The sequence below is a fragment of the Caballeronia temeraria genome, from assembly GCF_001544795.2.
GTDB lineage: Bacteria > Pseudomonadota > Gammaproteobacteria > Burkholderiales > Burkholderiaceae > Caballeronia > Caballeronia temeraria.
This window is the reverse complement of sequence record NZ_FCOI02000002.1, coordinates 207638-225850: the sequence shown is the minus strand read 5'-3', so window position 1 is coordinate 225850 and position 18213 is coordinate 207638. Positions and strand designations below refer to the sequence as shown.

Annotated in this window: 17 protein-coding genes; 11 read left to right on the top strand and 6 right to left on the bottom strand. The window is 63.4% G+C overall.

Annotated elements, in window-relative coordinates; translation table 11 throughout:
• Positions 1-50 precede the first annotated feature (50 nt).
• A complete protein-coding gene (locus AWB76_RS03520) occupies positions 51-353 on the bottom strand; it encodes a cysteine-rich CWC family protein (protein ID WP_341845279.1) in 303 nt (100 codons plus the stop codon).
• 63 nt (positions 354-416) lie between these two features.
• Here AWB76_RS03520 and argB point away from each other — a divergent pair, with 63 nt between their 5' ends.
• The 6 genes from argB to AWB76_RS03490 all read left to right on the top strand — a co-directional run bounded on the left by argB (position 417) and on the right by AWB76_RS03490 (position 6333).
• Entirely contained in the window at positions 417-1316 is a 900-nt protein-coding gene (gene argB, locus AWB76_RS03515) for an acetylglutamate kinase (protein ID WP_061158731.1), read from the top strand.
• A 49-nt stretch (positions 1317-1365) separates the two neighbouring features.
• The gene (locus AWB76_RS03510) at positions 1366-2112 is read left to right on the top strand and encodes a pyrimidine 5'-nucleotidase (protein ID WP_061158730.1); all 747 of its coding nucleotides are present in this window, start codon (positions 1366-1368) and stop codon (positions 2110-2112) included.
• Between the two features lie 227 nt (positions 2113-2339).
• The gene (metX, locus tag AWB76_RS03505) at positions 2340-3485 is read left to right on the top strand and encodes a homoserine O-succinyltransferase MetX (RefSeq protein ID WP_061158729.1); all 1146 of its coding nucleotides are present in this window, start codon (positions 2340-2342) and stop codon (positions 3483-3485) included.
• Positions 3482-4090, top strand: coding sequence for a methionine biosynthesis protein MetW (gene metW / locus AWB76_RS03500; protein WP_061158728.1), 609 nt, complete (start codon positions 3482-3484; stop codon positions 4088-4090). Before metX ends, metW begins: the two co-directional genes overlap by 4 nt.
• Positions 4091-4135: 45 nt before the next feature.
• Positions 4136-5422 (top strand): AmpG family muropeptide MFS transporter, encoded by a 1287-nt coding sequence (locus tag AWB76_RS03495; RefSeq protein ID WP_061158727.1) that lies wholly within the window; start codon positions 4136-4138, stop codon positions 5420-5422.
• Positions 5419-6333: a M48 family metallopeptidase gene (locus tag AWB76_RS03490; RefSeq protein ID WP_061158726.1), complete on the top strand. Its 915-nt coding sequence runs from the start codon at positions 5419-5421 to the stop codon at positions 6331-6333. Before AWB76_RS03495 ends, AWB76_RS03490 begins: the two co-directional genes overlap by 4 nt.
• A 1-nt stretch (position 6334) precedes the next feature.
• On the opposite strand, the gene AWB76_RS03485 is transcribed toward AWB76_RS03490, so the two are convergent.
• The 5 genes from AWB76_RS03485 to gatC all read right to left on the bottom strand — a co-directional run bounded on the left by AWB76_RS03485 (position 6335) and on the right by gatC (position 11400).
• Positions 6335-7120 (bottom strand): exodeoxyribonuclease III, encoded by a 786-nt coding sequence (locus AWB76_RS03485; RefSeq protein WP_061158725.1) that lies wholly within the window; start codon positions 7118-7120, stop codon positions 6335-6337.
• 21 nt (positions 7121-7141) lie between these two features.
• A complete protein-coding gene (locus AWB76_RS03480) occupies positions 7142-7981 on the bottom strand; it encodes a PPK2 family polyphosphate kinase (protein ID WP_061158724.1) in 840 nt (279 codons plus the stop codon).
• A gap of 96 nt (positions 7982-8077) precedes the next feature.
• The gene (gatB, locus tag AWB76_RS03475) at positions 8078-9547 is read right to left on the bottom strand and encodes an Asp-tRNA(Asn)/Glu-tRNA(Gln) amidotransferase subunit GatB (RefSeq protein WP_061158723.1); all 1470 of its coding nucleotides are present in this window, start codon (positions 9545-9547) and stop codon (positions 8078-8080) included.
• A gap of 2 nt (positions 9548-9549) precedes the next feature.
• On the bottom strand, positions 9550-11046 hold the full coding sequence (gene gatA, locus AWB76_RS03470) for an Asp-tRNA(Asn)/Glu-tRNA(Gln) amidotransferase subunit GatA (RefSeq protein WP_061158722.1): 1497 nt from the start codon (positions 11044-11046) through the stop codon (positions 9550-9552).
• Positions 11047-11100: 54 nt separating this feature from the next.
• Positions 11101-11400: an Asp-tRNA(Asn)/Glu-tRNA(Gln) amidotransferase subunit GatC gene (gatC, locus tag AWB76_RS03465; RefSeq protein ID WP_035509719.1), complete on the bottom strand. Its 300-nt coding sequence runs from the start codon at positions 11398-11400 to the stop codon at positions 11101-11103.
• Between the two features lie 376 nt (positions 11401-11776).
• On the opposite strand from gatC, the gene AWB76_RS03460 reads away from it, so the two are divergent.
• From AWB76_RS03460 to rodA, 5 genes are all read left to right on the top strand, one after another.
• On the top strand, positions 11777-12820 hold the full coding sequence (locus AWB76_RS03460; protein WP_004189550.1) for a rod shape-determining protein: 1044 nt from the start codon (positions 11777-11779) through the stop codon (positions 12818-12820).
• A gap of 198 nt (positions 12821-13018) precedes the next feature.
• The gene (mreC, locus tag AWB76_RS03455; protein WP_061158721.1) at positions 13019-14152 is read left to right on the top strand and encodes a rod shape-determining protein MreC; all 1134 of its coding nucleotides are present in this window, start codon (positions 13019-13021) and stop codon (positions 14150-14152) included.
• Positions 14149-14661, top strand: coding sequence for a rod shape-determining protein MreD (gene mreD, locus AWB76_RS03450; protein ID WP_061158720.1), 513 nt, complete (start codon positions 14149-14151; stop codon positions 14659-14661). Before mreC ends, mreD begins: the two co-directional genes overlap by 4 nt.
• Positions 14662-14743: 82 nt before the next feature.
• Positions 14744-17026, top strand: a complete 2283-nt coding sequence (gene mrdA, locus AWB76_RS03445) for a penicillin-binding protein 2 (protein ID WP_061158719.1) — start codon at positions 14744-14746, stop codon at positions 17024-17026.
• Positions 17027-17048: 22 nt separating this feature from the next.
• Complete coding sequence (rodA, locus tag AWB76_RS03440) at positions 17049-18197, top strand: rod shape-determining protein RodA (RefSeq protein WP_061158998.1); 1149 nt, start codon at positions 17049-17051, stop codon at positions 18195-18197.
• The last annotated feature ends 16 nt before the right edge of the window (positions 18198-18213 follow it).

Below are 18213 nucleotides of genomic sequence, written 5' to 3'. Positions count from 1 at the left end.
GGCTTGCAGCCGCGACTGGCGCGATTTGTCGCACCTCGGCGCACGGGCGGCTATTCCGCGCTGGCGGCGCGTCCGGTTTCCGCGGCGAGACACGCGGGACACAGACAGCGCATGCCGGGCCGCAGTCGGTCGGCAGGCAGCGCGGGCAGCTTCGCGCACCAGCAGGCGGCATCGCCCGCGAGCATGCCGCAGCGAAACGGCGCGCCGCAGCGTTCGCAAATCTGCCCGCCCGGCGCTTCCCGCTCGTTCGTTTCGAAGGGTCCGTTCATCATCTTGTCATCAATCCGCCCGAACGATGATCGCATGCCGGCCGCCGCGCCGGAAAACGTGGCGCCGCCGCGGCAATTCGTCATGCTGCGATGCGTCGGTCCTGTACAATTCGGCGTGTTTAAACGCTCCTCGCCTCATTTGCCGCCATGTCCGAGCTACCCGACCTCACGCAAATCGCCCCGACCCTGAAGGCCGAAATTCTGGCCGAGGCGCTGCCCTATATCCGTCAGTATCACGGCAAGACGGTCGTGATCAAATACGGCGGCAATGCCATGACCGAAGAACGCCTGAAGCAGGGCTTCGCGCGCGACGTCATTCTGCTGAAGCTCGTCGGCATCAATCCGGTCATCGTGCACGGCGGCGGCCCGCAGATCGACCAGGCGCTGAAGAAGATCGGCAAGCAGGGCACCTTCATTCAGGGCATGCGCGTTACCGACGAAGAGACGATGGAAGTCGTCGAATGGGTGCTCGGCGGCGAGGTGCAGCAGGACATCGTCACGCTGATCAATCATTTCGGCGGCCAGGCGGTCGGTCTGACCGGCAAGGACGGCGGCCTCATCCACGCGCGCAAGCTGCAGATGCCGGACCGCGACAATCCGGGCCAGTTCATCGATATCGGCCAGGTCGGCGAAGTCGAGGCGATCAATCCGGCGGTCGTGAAGGCGCTGCAGGACGACGCGTTCATTCCGGTCATTTCGCCCATCGGTTTCGGCGAAGACGGACTCTCGTACAACATCAACGCGGATCTCGTCGCGGGCAAGCTCGCCGTCGTGCTGAACGCGGAGAAGCTCGTCATGATGACGAACATCCCCGGCGTGATGGACAAGGAAGGCAATCTGCTCACGGATCTTTCCGCGCGCGAGATCGACTCCCTGTTCGCCGACGGCACCATCTCCGGCGGCATGCTGCCGAAGATTTCGTCCGCGCTGGATGCCGCGAAGAGCGGCGTGCGCTCGGTGCACATCATCGATGGCCGCATCGAGCATTCGGTGCTGCTCGAAATCCTCACCGAGCAGCCGTTCGGCACGATGATCCGCTCGCATTGAGCCTTCTTCCCTTGCTAAAGACGCCCGCCTTCGCGCGGGCGTTTTCACGATGACAGCGCAACGCACCTCCCGCCGACGCCGCGTCAAGACGCGCGGCCCCGTCTGGCTCTTCGATCTCGACAACACGCTGCACCACGCGTCGCATGCGGTTTTCCCGGCGATCAATCGCGGGATGACGCAGTACATCATGGACCGGCTGAACGTCGACGTCGACGAGGCCAACCGGCTGCGCGTCGGCTACACGGTGCGTTACGGCGCGACGCTGCTCGGGCTCGTGCGGCATCACGGCATCGATCCCGCCGACTTCCTGCGCGAAGTGCACACTTTCCCCGATCTGCCGTCGATGCTGCGCGCCGAGCGCGGCCTCACGCGCATGCTGCGCGCGCTGCCCGGGCGCAAGATCGTGCTCACCAATGCGCCGACGCTCTACGCGCGCACGGTGCTCGCGGAACTGGGCATCGCGAAGCTGTTCGAGCGCGTGATCGCGATCGAAGACATGCGCGCGGGCAACCACTGGCGCGCCAAGCCCGATGCGCCGATGCTCCGTCACGCGATGCGCCGCGCGCACGTGCGCCTCGAAGACGCGATTCTCGTCGAGGACACGCACGGGCATCTGAAGTCCTATCGGCGGCTCGGGATTCGCACGGTGTGGATCGTCGGGCATCTGCCGGTCGCGAAAACGTCGAGCGGCGGTCTGTCGGCGCGCAAACCCGGCTCCGGCCGGCCGCATTACGTGGACCGCACGGTGCGTTCGCTGCGCGCGCTGACGCTCGGCATGCGCGGCGGCGCGCTTTAGCGTCTGTTTGGCGGCGTTATGACGTTTTCCGCTATACTTCACCGCTAACGAGATTTCTCGAACATCAACGACGCGCCGATTTGCTGACTCGATTGCGGGCGCGCGAACCTCTGTGATCATTCACGGGCGTTCACTATAAATGCGGCTAAAGAGGTCGTCAGCCGCGCTCGAATTCCCTGGCAGCGCATCGCCGACACCGTTTAGCCGCTTGGTCAAAGGCGGAATGAATGGAATCGATCGGCATCGTCACTCCCCAAACACTGCGCTTCACCGAGCCGCTCAAGATGCAGAACGGCTCGTCGCTCGGCGACTACGAACTCGTCGTCGAGACCTATGGCGAACTGAACGCCGCGCGCTCGAACGCCGTGCTCGTGTGCCACGCGCTGAACGCGTCGCATCACGTCGCCGGCATTCACGCCGATAACCCGAAGAACGTCGGCTGGTGGGACAACATGGTCGGGCCCGGCAAGCCGCTCGACACGAACCGCTTCTTCGTCATCGGCGTGAACAATCTCGGCTCGTGTTTCGGCTCGACCGGACCGATGAGCATCGACGCCGCGACCGGCAAACCGTACGGCGCGAGCTTTCCCGTCGTCACGGTGGAAGACTGGGTGAACGCGCAGGCGCGTCTCGCGGACCGCTTCGGCATCGAGCGCTTCGCGGCCGTGATGGGCGGCAGCCTCGGCGGCATGCAGGCGCTCGCGTGGAGCATGATGTATCCGGAGCGGCTCGCGCATTGCATCGTCGTGGCATCGACGCCGAAGCTGTCCGCGCAGAACATCGCGTTCAACGAAACGGCGCGCTCCGCCATTCTTTCGGACCCCGACTTCCACGGCGGCGATTACTACGCGCACGGCGTGAAGCCGCGCCGCGGTTTGCGCGTGGCGCGCATGATCGGCCACATCACGTATCTGTCGGACGACGACATGGCCGAGAAATTCGGCCGCGCGCTGCGCCGTGCCGAAGGCGCGCTCGACGCGTACAACTTCAATTTCGACGTCGAGTTCGAAGTGGAGTCGTACTTGCGCTATCAGGCCGACAAGTTCGCCGAATACTTCGATGCGAACACGTACCTGCTCATCACGCGCGCGCTCGATTATTTCGATCCCGCGAAAGCCTTCGACGGCGATCTCAGGACGGCGCTCGCCAATACATCGGCGAAATATCTGATCACCAGTTTCTCGACCGACTGGCGTTTTGCGCCGGCGCGCTCGCGCGAGATCGTGAAGGCGCTGCTCGACAACAAGCGCACGGTGAGCTACGCGGAAATCGACGCGCCGCACGGCCACGACGCCTTTCTGCTCGACGACGCGCGCTATCACAATCTCATGCGCGCCTACTACGAACGCATTGCCACGGAGATCGGCGCATGAACCAGCACACTCTCGATTCGCTTGCGCTGCGCTCGGATTTTCGGGCGATCGCCCGCTGGGTCGAACCGCGCTCGACCGTGCTCGATCTCGGTTGCGGCGACGGCTCGCTGCTCTCGCTGCTCGGCGAAGAGCTGGAAGTGAAAGGCTACGGCATCGAAATCAACGACGCCGGCGTGCTCGCATGCGCGCAAAGAGGCGTGAACGTGATCCAGCAGAATCTCGAAGACGGTCTGCGTCTCTTCGAAGACGACAGCTTCGACTTCGCGATCCTCTCGCAGACGCTCCAGACGATTCACCAGACTGCCGCGATCCTGCGCGAGACGGTGCGCGTCGGGCGTGAATGCATCGTGTCGTTTCCGAATTTCGGTTACTGGCAGCATCGGCTGTCGGTCATTCAGGGGCGCATGCCGGTATCGAAATCGCTGCCCTATCAATGGCACAACACGCCGAACGTGCGTGTGCTCACCATCAAGGACTTCGAGGCGCTCGCACCGGAAGTGGGCATCGAAATTCAGGATCGCGTGGTGCTGCACGAAGGGCAAACCATCCGTTGGGGCGCGAACTGGCGTGGTAGTCTTGCGGTCTATCGCGTGAAGCGCCGGTAACATCGACCGGCGGGCTCACGCATCGACAACTGCCCGTACTACGACATGCCCGATACGCCACACGAGGCGCCCGCTTTAACTGCTCACGAAGATCATCCCGGATGGCGCGCGTTTCTCAACAAGCGCATCCTCATTTGCGTCTTTCTCGGTTTCACGTCGGGATTGCCGCTGTTCACGCTGTACAGCCTGTTGCAGGCGTGGCTCACGACCGCGCACATCAACGTCAAGGAGATCGGCCTTTTCGCGCTGATCGGATTGCCGTACACGTGGAAATTTGTCTGGTCGCCGCTGATGGACCGCTTCATCCCGCGCTTTCCCGGCTGGAGTCCGGGCCGGCGGCGCGGCTGGATGTTCGTCACGCAAGTGCTCGTGATGATCGCCATCGGCTCTTTCGGCTTCTTCTCGCCCGAGCAGAACCTGTGGGCCGTGGCGGCGCTCGCCGCGCTCGTCGCATTCTTTAGCGCGAGCCAGGATATCGTCATCGATGCCTATCGCCGTGAGCTGCTCGCCGACACAGAACAAGGGCTCGGCAACGCGGTGCACGTCAACGCGTACAAGGTCGCGGGTCTCGTGCCCGGTTCGCTGTCGCTGATACTCGCGACCGTTCTGCCGTGGAAAACCGTGTTTCTGATCACCGCCGCGTTCATGTTGCCGGGTCTCATCATGACGCTCGTCGTCAGAGAGCCGGAGATTCACGGCGCGCCGCCGAAGAGTCTGCGCGAGGCGATCGTCGAGCCGTTTCATGAATTCGTCACGCGCGACGGCTGGCGCGCCGCGCTGCTCGTGCTGGGCTTCATCTTCCTGTACAAGCTCGGCGATACGATGGCGACCGCGCTCGCGACGAAGTTCTTCATCGACGTCGGCTTTTCGCTTGCGCAGATCGGCGTGATCGCGAAGGCGGTCGCGTTCTGGGCGAGCATCGCGGGCGGCTTGCTCGGCGGGATCGCGCTGGTGAAGATCGGCATTGCGCGCGGGCTGTGGATCTTCGGCTTTCTGCAAATCATCGCGACGCTCGGCTTTGCGTGGCTCGCGAAAATCGGGCCGTCGCCGGTCGCGCTCGGCGTGCTGTACGGCTTCGAAACCTTCGCGACGGGTCTCACGCTCGCCACGTTCACCGCGTATATCGCGAGCACGACGGACCCGCGCTACACCGCGACGCAATTCGCCCTCTTCACGAGCCTCGCGGCCGTGCCGCGCACCTTCGCCGCCGCGGGCAGCGGCTATATCGTGAATGAAACGGGCTGGTTTTCGTACTTCATGATCTGCGTCGCGTTGTCCATTCCGGGCATGTTACTGTTGCCCAAGATCGCGCCCTGGAGAGCTCAACGATGACGGTTTCCTTCACGCTTCGCGCCTTGGCTTGCGCATTGACATGGGCGTCCCTCGCGCCTTTGTCGGCGCATGCCCAGGACGAACAGAAGACGCCGCCGCCGTACTCCGCGCCGAACAACCAGATTCGCTTCGGCAATACGGCGCTGTTTCGCAACCTGATCGCGCCCGCGACGCTCGAAGCGCAGTCCGCCGAAGAGTACGCGCAGGTCATCCACGATGCCGAGCGCAACAAGACGCTGCTTCCCGATAACAATCCGCTCGTGAAACGCGTGCGCGAGATTGCGAATCACGAGATTCCGTTCGCGCTCAAGTGGAACGATCGCGCGAAGAGCTGGAAGTGGGAAATCAACGTCATCAAGTCGCCCGACGAGCGCATCGTGTGCCTGCCGGGCGGGAAGATCGTCGTGTATAGCGGGCTCATCGACAAGCTGCGTCTGAACGACAACGAAATCGGCATGATGCTCGGCCACGAGATCGCGCACGCGCTGCGCGAGCATGCGCGTGAGCGGCTCGGGCGGCAGCAGGCGGCGCAGCTCTCGTCGAACGGCATGCCGCAGCTTTTCGGCTTTTCGAATTACGCGTCGCAACAGCCGGATATCGGCGACGAGTTGATGACAATGCGCTATTCCCCCGCCGACGAAACCGAAGCCGATGTGATCGGCAGCGAGATCGCCTCGCGCGCGGGCTACGATCCGCGCGCGGCCGTCACGTTGTGGAACAAGATCGACTCGGGCACGCGCCGCGCGGACGACGGCTTCATCTGGCTGCATCCGTACGGGCCGGATCGCAGGCAGGATCTGCTCAAGCGCATGCCGGACATGATGCCGCTGTATGCGAAGGCGCTCGGCAAGACCATCGATCAGTTGCCGAATTACGCGGGGATGGGGCGATTCAAGAAGAGCGGGCGCTAGCTCACTTTTTCTTCGCGATCTTCCAGTCGTAATCGATCGTCAGCGGCGCATGATCGCTGAACTTGATGTCCCGGAAAATCGACGTCTTCTTCGCGGTCGCGGCGATTTCCTTCGTCGCGATCTGATAGTCGATCCGCCACCCGACGTTCTTCGCGTACGCCTGGCCGCGATTGCTCCACCACGTGTACTGTTCCGCGCGCTGGTCGAGCGTGCGGAATACGTCGACATAACCGACATCGTCGAAAAGCGTCGTGAGCCACGCGCGCTCTTCGGGCAGGCATCCGGAGTTCTTCTGGTTGCTCTTCCAGTTCTTGATGTCGATTTCCTTGTGGACGATGTTCACGTCGCCGCACAGAATGACTTCGCGCTCTTTCGAAAGCGCGTCGAGATGCGGCATGAACTCGTCCATGAAGCGATATTTCGCCTGCTGACGCTCGTCGCCGCTCGACCCCGACGGCACGTACACAGACACCACCGACAACTTGCCGAAACGCGCTTCCACATAGCGCCCTTCCGGATCGAACTCTTCCGAGCCGAAGCCGATGATCACGTCATCCGGCTCATGGCGCGTGTACAGTCCCGCGCCGCTGTAGCCCTTCTTGACCGCGTGCTGAAAGTAGCCCTGAAAGCCGTGCGGCGCGAGGAATTCAGGCGTCAGGTCGTCCTGCGAGCATTTGATTTCCTGCACGCACACGACGTCGGATTGCTGCTCGCCGAACCAGTCGAAGAAACCTTTCTTGGCGGCCGAACGGATGCCGTTCAGATTGGCGGTGATCACGCGAAACATGTTCTTCCTTTTTGATCTTGATTATTCGACCTTCACGCCCTTGAGCGATTCCTTGGCCGGCGGGAATTCGAGCTTCATGTCCTGCAACGTGCGCAAGAGCAGCTCGGCGACCATCACGTTGCGATGCGTCTTCGAATTGCCCGGAATGATGTACCACGGCGCGTAATCCGTCGAGGTCGCGGCGAGCGCGTCCGCGTACGCCGCCTGATAGTCGTCCCACCCCTTGCGCGCGTCGAGATCGGAGACGTCGAACTTCCAGTGTTTCGTCGGATCGTCGATACGCGCCTGCAGCCGCTCGCGCTGCTCGTCCTTCGAAATATGCAGGAAGCATTTGACGATGGTCGTGCCGCTATCCGCGAGCAGCGATTCGAACTCGCGGATATGGCGATAGCGCCGCTCGCACTCGTCGGCATCGATCGATTTCAGCACGCGCGGCACGAGCACGTCTTCATAGTGGCTGCGATTGAAGATCGCGAATTCGCCGGCCATCGGCGCTTGCGCGTGCACGCGCCACAGGAAATCGTGCGCGGCCTCGCGCTCGGACGGCGCGCGAAACGGCACGATGCGCAGCCCGAGCGGATCGACGTCGTGAAACACCGCGCGCACGGTGCCGTCCTTGCCGCTCGTGTCCATGCCTTGCAGCACGAGCAGCACGCGCCGGCGACGCTGCGCGTGGAGTTTCTCCTGAAGATCGTCGAGCTGCACGCCGATCGCCGCGAGACGCTCGCGGTCGATGTCCTTGGTGCCGCTGGAAAACGGCTTCGCGGACGGGTCGACCGCGCTCAGGTCGAACGGTTTCAGCTTCTTGCCGGCGTCGAAGAACGGCACGCGGAAATCGTCGAGTTCGGGTTTCTTTGCCATGTCTCGTGCTCTCGGGTTCGCCAATGAAAAACGGGCTGCTGCCAAGTTTAATCGGCAGCAGCCCGTTGAGCAGCCCGCTAGTCAGTTCTGACTGTTTCAGGACAGTTTTTTCTTCAGCAGCTCGTTGACCTGCTGCGGATTCGCCTTGCCCTTGGTCGATTTCATCGCCTGGCCGATCAGCGCGTTGAACGCCTTCTCCTTGCCCGCGCGGAATTCCTCGACCGACTTCTGGTTCGCCGCGAGCACCTCGTCGATGATCGCTTCGAGCGCGCCGGTATCGGAAATCTGCTTCAGTCCCTTCGCGTCGATGATGCGATCCGCGGCGGCTTCGTCCGTGGCCTTCTCTTCCCAGATCGTCTGGAAAATGTCCTTCGCGATCTTGTTGGAGATGGTGCCGTCGGCGATGCGCTGGATGATCAGCGCGAGCTGCGCGGCCGACACCGGTGATTCGCCGATATCGAGCGATTCGCGGTTCAGTTGCGCGGAGACGTCGCCCATCATCCAGTTCGCGGCGATCTTCGCCTGTGCCGCGCCAGCCTTCTGCACGAGCGCTTCGAAGTACGACGCCATCGCCTTCGACGATGTGAGCACGCCCGCGTCATACGGCGTCAGACCGTACGTATCGACGAAACGCTTCTGCATGTCCGCCGGCAGCTCGGGTAATTCGCCCTTCACGCGATCGATCCACGATGCGTCGATGACGAGCGGCATCAAGTCCGGGTCCGGGAAATAGCGGTAATCGTGCGCATCTTCCTTGCTGCGCATCGAGCGCGTTTCGCGCTTGTCCGGATCGTAAAGACGCGTTTCCTGAACCACCGTGCCGCCGTCTTCGATCAGCTCGATCTGGCGACGCACTTCGTATTGAATCGCCTCTTCGAGAAAGCGGAACGAATTCAGGTTCTTGATCTCGGCGCGCGTGCCGAATTCCTCCTGGCCGACCGGGCGCACCGACACGTTCGCGTCGCAGCGGAACGAGCCTTCCTGCATGTTGCCGTCGCAGATGCCGAGCCACACGACGAGACCATGCAGCGCCTTCGCATACGCGACCGCTTCCGCCGCGCTGCGCATTTCCGGCTCCGTGACGATTTCGAGCAGCGGCGTGCCCGCGCGGTTCAGGTCGATGCCGGTCATGCCCGCGAAGTCTTCGTGCAGCGACTTGCCCGCGTCCTCTTCGAGGTGCGCGCGCGTCAGGTTGATGGTCTTCGAGTAGGCTTCCTTGCCCGCCTTCTCGTTGGCCGGAACCTGAATCGTGATGGTGCCGCCCTGCACGACTGGAATCTCGTACTGGCTGATCTGATAGCCCTTCGGCAGATCCGGATAGAAGTAGTTCTTGCGCGCGAAGATGCTGCGCGGCGCGATATGCGCGCCAATCGAGAGGCCGAAGCGGATCGCACGCTCGACGGCGCCGCGGTTCATCACGGGCAGCACGCCAGGCAGCGCGAGATCGACTGGACTCGCCTGCGAATTCGGGCTCGCGCCGAACTGCGTGGGTGCGCCCGAGAAAATCTTGGAGACGGTGGAAAGCTGCGCGTGCGTTTCCAGACCGATGACGACTTCCCACTGCATGTTCACACTCCCGATGCCGATGGTGCCTTGCGGTGCCAGTCGGTCACGCGCTGATACGCGTCGGCGACCTGGAGCATCCGGGCTTCGTTGAAATAGTTGCCGATGATCTGCAGACCGACCGGCCGATTCGCATTCGCGCCCGCGCCGAAGCCGCACGGCACGCTCATGCCGGGCAGGCCCGCGAGGCTCACGGACAGCGTGTAGATATCGGCGAGATACATCTGTACGGGATCGTCGGCCTTCTCGCCGAGATTCCACGCGACCGACGGCGCCACCGGGCCCATGATCACGTCGCACTGCTTGAACGCTTCCTGGAAATCGCGCGCGATGATGCGGCGAATCTTCTGCGCCTGCAGGTAGTACGCGTCGTAGTAGCCGTGCGACAGCACGTACGTGCCGACGAGAATCCGCCGCTTCACTTCCGGCCCGAAGCCTTCCGCGCGCGACTTCTTGTACATGTCGAGCAGATCGCGGTACTCAGCCGCGCGATGCCCGTAGCGCACGCCATCGAAGCGCGACAGATTCGACGAAGCCTCCGCCGGCGCGATGATGTAGTACACGGGAATCGAAAGCTCGGTCTTCGGCAGCGTGACTTCGACGAGCGTCGCGCCGAGCGCTTCATACTGCTTCAACGCCGCGTCGATGGACGCGCGCACGTCGTCGGCCAGCCCCGCGCCGAAATACTCCTTCGGCATGCCGATGCGCAGGCCCTTGAGCGGCTTGCTCGCGTCGTCGCTGCCATTCCACGTCTTGCCGAGATAGCGCGCGTAGTCTTCGTTCTCGCGTTGCAGGCTCGTGGAATCGCGCTCGTCGAAACCGCCCATCGCGTTGAGGAGCAGCGCGCAGTCGTGCGCGGTTTGCGCCATCGGGCCGCCCTGATCCAGCGACGACGCGAACGCGATCATTCCGTAACGCGAAACGCGGCCGTAAGTCGGCTTGATGCCGGTGATGCCGGTGAACGACGCGGGCTGGCGGATCGAGCCGCCGGTGTCCGTGCCGGTCGCGGCGGGCGCGAGACGCGCGGCCACGGCAGCGGCCGAACCGCCCGACGAGCCGCCCGGCACCGACTTCGTATCCCACGGATTTTTCACCGCGCCGAAGTACGAATTCTCGTTGGACGAGCCCATTGCGAACTCGTCCATGTTGGTCTTGCCGAGCGTGACCATGCCGGCCTGTTTCAGACGATCGACGACGGTGGCATCGAACGGGCTCGCGTAGTTTTCGAGCATGTGCGAGCCGGCGGTGGACGCCCAGCCGCGCGTGACGAACACGTCCTTGTGCGCGATCGGCAGGCCGGTGAGCGCGCCGGCATTGCCCTGGGCGATGAGCGCGTCGGCGGCTTTCGCCTGCTCGAGCGTGAGCGCCGCGTCGATACCGATGAACGCGTTCAAGTCCTTCGCGGCCTCGATGCGCTGCAGATACGACTGCGCCAGTTCGACCGCGGAGACGTCCTTCGAGTCGAGCGCGGCGCGCAGTTCGGTCAAGCTTTTTTGATGCATTGCAGTTCCCTGATGAGCGCGGTCGGATTCACGCGCACGCTGAATGTTTGTTACTTACTCGATGACTTTCGGCACGAGATACAGTCCGTCCTGCACGGCAGGCGCGGAACGCTGGAACTCTTCGCGCTCGACACGCTCTGAGACTGCGTCGTCACGCAGACGCAGCGCGACTTCCTCGATCTGCTCGATCGGATGCGCGAGCGGTTCGATGCCGGTCGTGTCGACGGCCTGCATCTGCTCGACGAGACCGAAAAAATCGTTGAGCCGCGCGAGCGTGGGCTCGGCTTCGTGGTCGGGCAATTCGAGCCGCGCGAGGTGCGCGATGCGTTTTACGTCGGTCAGGGTCAAAGACATGGAATCACCGGAGAAAGCGTGGACGGCCTCAATCTCAAAAACATTCGCTGCAACAGCCAGTTACGATCTTGAAAGGAGCCCTCGGAAACAGGTTTGGCGATGGCAAAAACTGCCATCCTTTTCCTATAGATACCCACAAATTATAAGGTATCATTACACGTTCGACTCACCTCTGGATCGGCTTGTCGGCGGCTTTCTCCCTGAATCAGTAAATTGTGAGAAACGTTTGCGTGCAGCGTTCCGTTCTGCGGTAGATTTCTTCCCGGATTTGCTCTTCCCGGCGAGCGTTCGCCGCCCCGGCAAACCGTTATTTTTTCCGCTGCCGTCCCCGGCGCTCCTCGCGACGAACGGCCACCCAGCGAGACAGGATTTTTGAATGTTCGGTTTTTTGCGCAGCTATTTCTCCAACGACCTGGCGATTGACCTCGGCACCGCCAACACGCTGATCTACATGCGCGGCAAGGGCATCGTCCTCGACGAGCCTTCGGTCGTTTCCATTCGCCAGGAAGGCGGCCCCAACGGCAAGAAGACGATTCAGGCGGTCGGCAAGGAAGCCAAGCAGATGCTCGGCAAGGTGCCGGGCAACATCGAGGCGATCCGCCCGATGAAGGACGGCGTGATCGCCGACTTCACCGTCACCGAGCAGATGATCAAGCAGTTCATCAAGACCGCTCACGAATCCCGCATGTTCTCGCCGTCGCCGCGCATCATCATCTGCGTGCCGTGCGGTTCCACGCAGGTCGAGCGCCGCGCCATCAAGGAAGCGGCACACGGCGCGGGCGCGTCGCAGGTCTATCTGATCGAAGAACCGATGGCCGCCGCAATCGGCGCAGGCCTGCCGGTCTCGGAAGCAACGGGCTCCATGGTCGTCGACATCGGCGGCGGCACGACCGAAGTCGGCGTCATTTCGCTGGGCGGCATCGTGTACAAGGGTTCGGTGCGCGTGGGCGGCGACAAGTTCGACGAGGCTATCGTCAACTACATCCGTCGCAACTACGGCATGCTGATCGGCGAGCAGACCGCCGAAGCCATCAAGAAGGAAATCGGTTCGGCGTTCCCCGGCTCCGAAGTGAAGGAAATGGAAGTCAAGGGCCGCAACCTGTCGGAAGGCATTCCGCGCAGCTTCACCATTTCGAGCAATGAAATTCTCGAAGCGCTGACCGACCCGCTGAACCAGATCGTGTCGTCGGTGAAGATCGCGCTGGAACAGACGCCGCCGGAACTCGGCGCGGATATCGCCGAACGCGGCATGATGCTGACGGGCGGCGGCGCGCTGCTGCGCGATCTCGACCGTCTGCTCGCGGAAGAAACCGGCCTGCCGGTGCTCGTCGCCGAAGATCCGCTGACCTGCGTGGTGCGCGGCTCGGGCATGGCGCTCGAACGCATGGACAAGCTCGGCAGCATCTTCTCTTACGAGTGATCGTCCAGCCGAAGACCTTCGCTCTCCTTCCCCGGGCGCAATGGTCTTCGACGCGAAAGCCACAAGCACCCGCGTAACGCGACGCGCGCACGGCCCGGCATCCGTCCGGGCCGTTGTCGAAACAGCGTAGGGCAGGTTTCGCCACTGGCGAAGTAACCTGCAGCATCGATCCATCCGTTCACGCCCTCGGCGCCGACCATGGAATACAGTCCGCCGCCACTTTTCAAGCAAGGCCCTTCCGCGCTCGCGCGCCTGATTTTCTTCGTGGTGCTCGCCATCGCGCTGCTCGTCTCGGATGCTCGATACAGCACGCTGGAAATCGTTCGCGGGATGCTCGGCGCAGGGCTTTATCCGTTGCAGCGCGCAGCACTCGTGCCGCGCGACATCTTCATGGGCGCGGCGGATCTCGCCGTGACGAGCGCCACGCTGCGCAGCGAAAACAAGAAGCTCGCCGACAAGAATCTCGAACTTTCCGTGAAGGCTGGCGACGCGGCGCAGCTCGCCATCGAAAACGCGCATCTGCGCGCGCTGCTCAATCTGCAATCGCGCGCGACCACGGAAGAAACGCCCGCCGAAATCCAGTACGACACGCGCGATCCGTTCACGCAGAAGGTCGTCATCGGCAAGGGTTCGCAACAGAATATTCAGGATGGCGCGCCGGTGGTCACCGAAGACGGCGTCATCGGTCAGGTCACGCGCGTGTTTCCGTTGCAATCCGAAGTCACGCTGCTCACCGACAAAGATCAGGCCGTGCCCGTGCAGATCGCGCGCACCGGTTTGCGCAGCGTGATCTACGGCACACCGAAGGGCGACACGCTCGATCTGCGCTTCGTGCCGATCAGCGCCGACGTGCAGGCCGGCGACGATCTCGTGACGAGCGGCCTCGACGGCATCTATCCGCCGGGACTGCCGGTCGCGAAGGTGCTGCGCGTCGACAAGCAGGCGGACACGGCGTTCGCGCGCGTCGTCTGTGTGCCGATCGCGGCGGTGCGCGGTGCGCGTCAGTTGCTCGTGCTGCACTACAACCTGAATCAGCCCCCGAATCCGATCGAAGTCGAAGCGGCCGAGGCCGCCAGGGAAGCGAAGGAAAACAAGGGCAAGAAGAAGGCCGCGCCGAAAGCGGCGGCGGCAGCGGGTGCGAGCGGCGCATCGGCGGTGGCGGGTGCATCGGCACCGGCGGCGGGCTCCGCGCCTGCCGCAACGGCGCCGGCCAAGCCCGCGGAAGCACCGGCAGCCAAGGCTGCGGCGCCCAAGGCGGCATCGGGCGCGGCGGCGAAACCGTCCAAGAAGGCGCACGCGCCGAAACCCGCATCTTCGGGAGCCGCGCGATGAACCGTCCGCAATACATCCTGCAACCGGTCAATCCGTACTTCATCACCTTCAGCCTGGCCGCGGCGTTTCTGCTGAACCTGATGCCGTGGGGACGGTTGATCGGCGTGCCCGATTTCGTCGCGCTCGTGCTGCTGTTCTGGAACGTGCATCAGCCGCGCAAGGTCGGCATGGGCATCGCGTTCATGCTCGGCATCCTGATGGACGTGCACAACGCGAATCTGCTCGGCGAGCACGCACTGGCTTACACGCTTCTTTCGTACGGCGCGATTACCATTCATCGCCGCGTGCTGTGGATGACGCTGCCCGTGCAGATGTTCGTCGTCGCGCCGCTGCTCGTGGGCGCGCATCTCGTACCGTTCCTCATCCGCCTGATGACGGGCGCTGCGTTCCCCGGCTGGAGTTATCTGGTTAACGGATTCGTCGAAGCGCTGCTCTGGCCGATCGCGAGTTTCTTCTTGCTGATGCCGCAACGCCGCGCCGCCGACCCGGACGATACGCGTCCCATCTGAGTCTTGCCGCGCGGCGCCGGGTGACCGAATAAACCGCCGCGCGCGAACTACACTTGAATCGCGAGCACACCGCGAAAGCTGCATGACCGAAATAAAGAACACCGAGCAACAGTTGTCGAAGTTCCGCCTGCGCGTCGCGGCGGCGGGACTGTTCGTGTTCGTCTGCTTCGGGCTGATCGGGCTGCGTTTCCTGTATCTGCAGGTCTGGCATTTCAGCAAATACTCGTTGCAGGCGAACGAGAACCGCATTTCGGTCGCGCCCATCGTGCCGAATCGCGGCATCATCACCGACCGCAACGGCATCGTGCTGGCGAAGAACTATTCGGCCTACACGCTCGAAATCACGCGCTCGAAGATCAACGGCACGCTCGACGAAACCATCGACGAACTCTCGCAGGTCATTCCGATCGACGCGCGCGACCGCCGCCGTTTCAAGAAGCTGCTCGAAGATTCGAAGAATTTCGAAAGTCTGCCGATTCGCACGCGTCTCACCGACGAGGAAGTCGCGAAGTTCACGGCGCAGCGTTTCCGCTTTCCGGGCGTCGAAGTCCGGGCGCGCCTGTTCCGCCAATATCCGCTCGGCACGACGGCCGCGCACGTGATCGGCTACATCGGGCGCATTTCGCAGCGCGATCAGGAGCGTATCGACGACGCGAGCGACGCCAACGACGAAAGCTCGGATCACTACGATCCGCGTCTCGACGCCAACAACTACAAGGGCACGGACTACGTCGGCAAGATCGGCGTCGAGCAGAGTTACGAAACGGAGCTGCACGGCCTGACCGGTTTCGAGGAAGTGGAAGTGACGGCGGGCGGCCGTCCAGTGCGCACGATGTCGCGCACGCAGGCGACGCCGGGCAACAATCTGCAGTTGTCGCTGGATATCGGTTTGCAGCAGGTCGCGGAGCAGGCGTTCGCGGGCAAGCGCGGCGCGCTCGTCGCGATCGAGCCGTCCACGGGCGACGTGCTCGCGTTCGTCTCGGCGCCGAGTTTCGACCCGAATTCGTTCGTCGACGGCATCGACCAGCAAACCTGGGACGCGCTGAACAACTCGCCGGATCATCCGCTGCTGAATCGTCCGCTGCACGGCACGTATCCGCCGGGCTCGACCTACAAGCCGTTCATGGCGCTCGCCGCGCTGACGCTGCACAAGCGCACGCCGGGCTGGGGCTTCCAGGATCCCGGCTACTTCACGTTCGGCGGCCACACGTTCCGCAACGACGTGCGCTCGGGTCAGGGCTGGGTGGACATGAACCGCGCGATCGTCGTGTCGAACGACACGTACTTCTACATGCTCGCGCGCGATCTCGGCGTGAACGCGATGGCCGGCTTCATGAAACCGTGGGGATTCGGCCAGATTACCGGCATCGATATCGCGGGCGAGGCGAAAGGCATCCTTCCGTCGACGGAATGGAAGCGCAAGGCGTATCGCAAGCCCGAGCAGCAGAAGTGGTACGAAGGCGAAACGATCAGCCTCGGCATCGGGCAGGGCTACAACTCGTTCACCATCCTGCAACTCGCGCACGCCACCGCGACGCTCGCGAACAACGGCGTCGTGATGAAGCCGCACCTCGTGCGCGATATCGAAAATCCGATCACGAAGGCGACGCGCCCCGTCGTGCGCGATCCGAGCGACAAGATTCCCGTGCAGCAGAAGGACGTCGATTTCATCAAGCGCGCGATGGAAGGCGTCGTGACGAACGGCACGGCGGCGAAGGTGTTCGCGGGCGCGCCGTATCTGGCGGCGGGCAAGACGGGCACGGCGCAGGTTTATTCGCTGCAGGGCGCGAACTACAAGGGCCACGCGCTCGCCGAGCATCTGCGCGACCACGCGCTCTTCATCGCGTTCGCGCCGGCGGAGCAGCCGAAGATCGCGCTTGCGCTGATCGTCGAAAACGGCGGCTGGGGCGCGGAATCCGCGGGCCCGATCGCGCGCAAGGTGCTCGACTACTATCTCATCGATCGCCTCAAGCCGGGCGCAGAAGCCGCCGCCGTCGCCGCAGCGGCGTCCGCCACGACCGATGCCGGCCTGCCGATGATCGGCGGCGAGCAACCGCCTGCCGCCGTCGCGCTGCCGGCGTCGGTGGCGAATTCGTCGCCGGCGTTTTCGCCGCAGGCGGCGTCGAATCCGGAAGTCGCGAAGGCGGCGTCCGCGCCCTCGCTTCCCGCTTCCGCACCGAAAGCCTCGAAGCCTCGCGCCGCGTCGGCTGCGCCCGCTGCGCCCGCGGCGGCGCTGCCCGCGTCCACGCCCGGCCGCGCGCCCGCGCCGAAAAAGCGCCCGACCGAGCCGACGCCCAGCATGGTGCGCGGCAATGAAAACGACGGTGTGCGCGTTCTCGCGCCGTCCGGCGGCATCGACGAGTAAAGGAATCGCCATGCAACTGCACATGCAATTCGACAAGCGCGAGCTGCTGGACCGCGCCAAGCGCATGTTCGCGGGCTTCGACAAGCCGCTCGCGCTGATCGTGTTCCTGCTGCTCTGCGTCGGAATCGTGACGCTGTACAGCGCCAGTCTCGACATGCCGGGACGCGTCGAAGACCAGTTGCGCAACATCATGCTGACCTTCGGGCTGATGTGGGTGCTCGCCAACATCCCGCCGCAGATGCTGATGCGCTTCGCCGTGCCGCTCTATACGGTCGGCGTCGCGTTGTTGATCGCGGTCGCCACGTTCGGCCTCACGCGCAAGGGCGCGAAACGCTGGCTCAATGTCGGCGTGGTGATCCAGCCGTCGGAAATCATGAAGATCGCGATGCCGCTGATGCTCGCGTGGTACTACCAGAAGCGCGAAAGCAACATCCGCTGGTGGGACTATCTCGTCGGCTTCATCATCCTGTTGCTGCCCGTGGGCCTGATCGCGAAGCAGCCGGACCTGGGCACGGCCGTGCTCGTGTTCGCGGCGGGCATGTTCGTCATCTATTTCGCGGGACTGAGTTTCAAGCTGATCGTGCCGGTGCTGGTCGCGGCGGTCATCGCGGTGGCGGGCATCGCGACGTTCCAGGACAAGATCTGCCAGCCCGAAGTCGTCTGGCCGATGATGCACGACTATCAGAAGCATCGCATCTGCACGCTGCTCGACCCGACGTCCGATCCGCTCGGCAAAGGCTTCCACACGATTCAGGCGGTCATCGCGATCGGCTCGGGCGGCACGTTCGGCAAAGGCTGGCTGAAGGGCACGCAGGCGCACCTCGAATTCATCCCCGAAAAGCACACCGACTTCATCTTCGCCGTGTTCTCCGAGGAGTTCGGGCTCGCGGGCGGGCTCGTCCTGCTCTTTCTCTATATGGCGCTGATCGCGCGCGGGCTGTTCATTGCAGCGAACGGCGCAACCTTCTTCGGGCGATTATTGGCCGGTTCACTCACGCTCGCGTTCTTCACTTATGCGTTCGTGAACATCGGCATGGTGAGCGGAATTCTGCCCGTGGTCGGCGTGCCGCTGCCGTTCATGAGTTACGGTGGAACGGCGTTGACGACACTCGGCGTCGCGGTCGGGCTGATCATGAGCGTCGCGCGGCAAAAGCGTTTGATGCAGAGTTAGCCGGTTTCTTATCGAC

Bases quoted from the DNA above. Each gene is read 5' to 3' on its own strand.
- AWB76_RS03520 (WP_341845279.1), bottom strand. From the start codon at position 353: ATGACGAATTGCCGCGGCGGCGCCACGTTTTCCGGCGCGGCGGCCGGC.
- argB (WP_061158731.1), top strand. From the start codon at position 417: ATGTCCGAGCTACCCGACCTCACGCAAATCGCCCCGACCCTGAAGGCC.
- AWB76_RS03510 (WP_061158730.1), top strand. From the start codon at position 1,366: ATGACAGCGCAACGCACCTCCCGCCGACGCCGCGTCAAGACGCGCGGC.
- metX (WP_061158729.1), top strand. From the start codon at position 2,340: ATGGAATCGATCGGCATCGTCACTCCCCAAACACTGCGCTTCACCGAG.
- metW (WP_061158728.1), top strand. From the start codon at position 3,482: ATGAACCAGCACACTCTCGATTCGCTTGCGCTGCGCTCGGATTTTCGG.
- AWB76_RS03495 (WP_061158727.1), top strand. From the start codon at position 4,136: ATGCCCGATACGCCACACGAGGCGCCCGCTTTAACTGCTCACGAAGAT.
- AWB76_RS03490 (WP_061158726.1), top strand. From the start codon at position 5,419: ATGACGGTTTCCTTCACGCTTCGCGCCTTGGCTTGCGCATTGACATGG.
- AWB76_RS03485 (WP_061158725.1), bottom strand. From the start codon at position 7,120: ATGTTTCGCGTGATCACCGCCAATCTGAACGGCATCCGTTCGGCCGCC.
- AWB76_RS03480 (WP_061158724.1), bottom strand. From the start codon at position 7,981: ATGGCAAAGAAACCCGAACTCGACGATTTCCGCGTGCCGTTCTTCGAC.
- gatB (WP_061158723.1), bottom strand. From the start codon at position 9,547: ATGCAGTGGGAAGTCGTCATCGGTCTGGAAACGCACGCGCAGCTTTCC.
- gatA (WP_061158722.1), bottom strand. From the start codon at position 11,046: ATGCATCAAAAAAGCTTGACCGAACTGCGCGCCGCGCTCGACTCGAAG.
- gatC (WP_035509719.1), bottom strand. From the start codon at position 11,400: ATGTCTTTGACCCTGACCGACGTAAAACGCATCGCGCACCTCGCGCGG.
- AWB76_RS03460 (WP_004189550.1), top strand. From the start codon at position 11,777: ATGTTCGGTTTTTTGCGCAGCTATTTCTCCAACGACCTGGCGATTGAC.
- mreC (WP_061158721.1), top strand. From the start codon at position 13,019: ATGGAATACAGTCCGCCGCCACTTTTCAAGCAAGGCCCTTCCGCGCTC.
- mreD (WP_061158720.1), top strand. From the start codon at position 14,149: ATGAACCGTCCGCAATACATCCTGCAACCGGTCAATCCGTACTTCATC.
- mrdA (WP_061158719.1), top strand. From the start codon at position 14,744: ATGACCGAAATAAAGAACACCGAGCAACAGTTGTCGAAGTTCCGCCTG.
- rodA (WP_061158998.1), top strand. From the start codon at position 17,049: ATGCAATTCGACAAGCGCGAGCTGCTGGACCGCGCCAAGCGCATGTTC.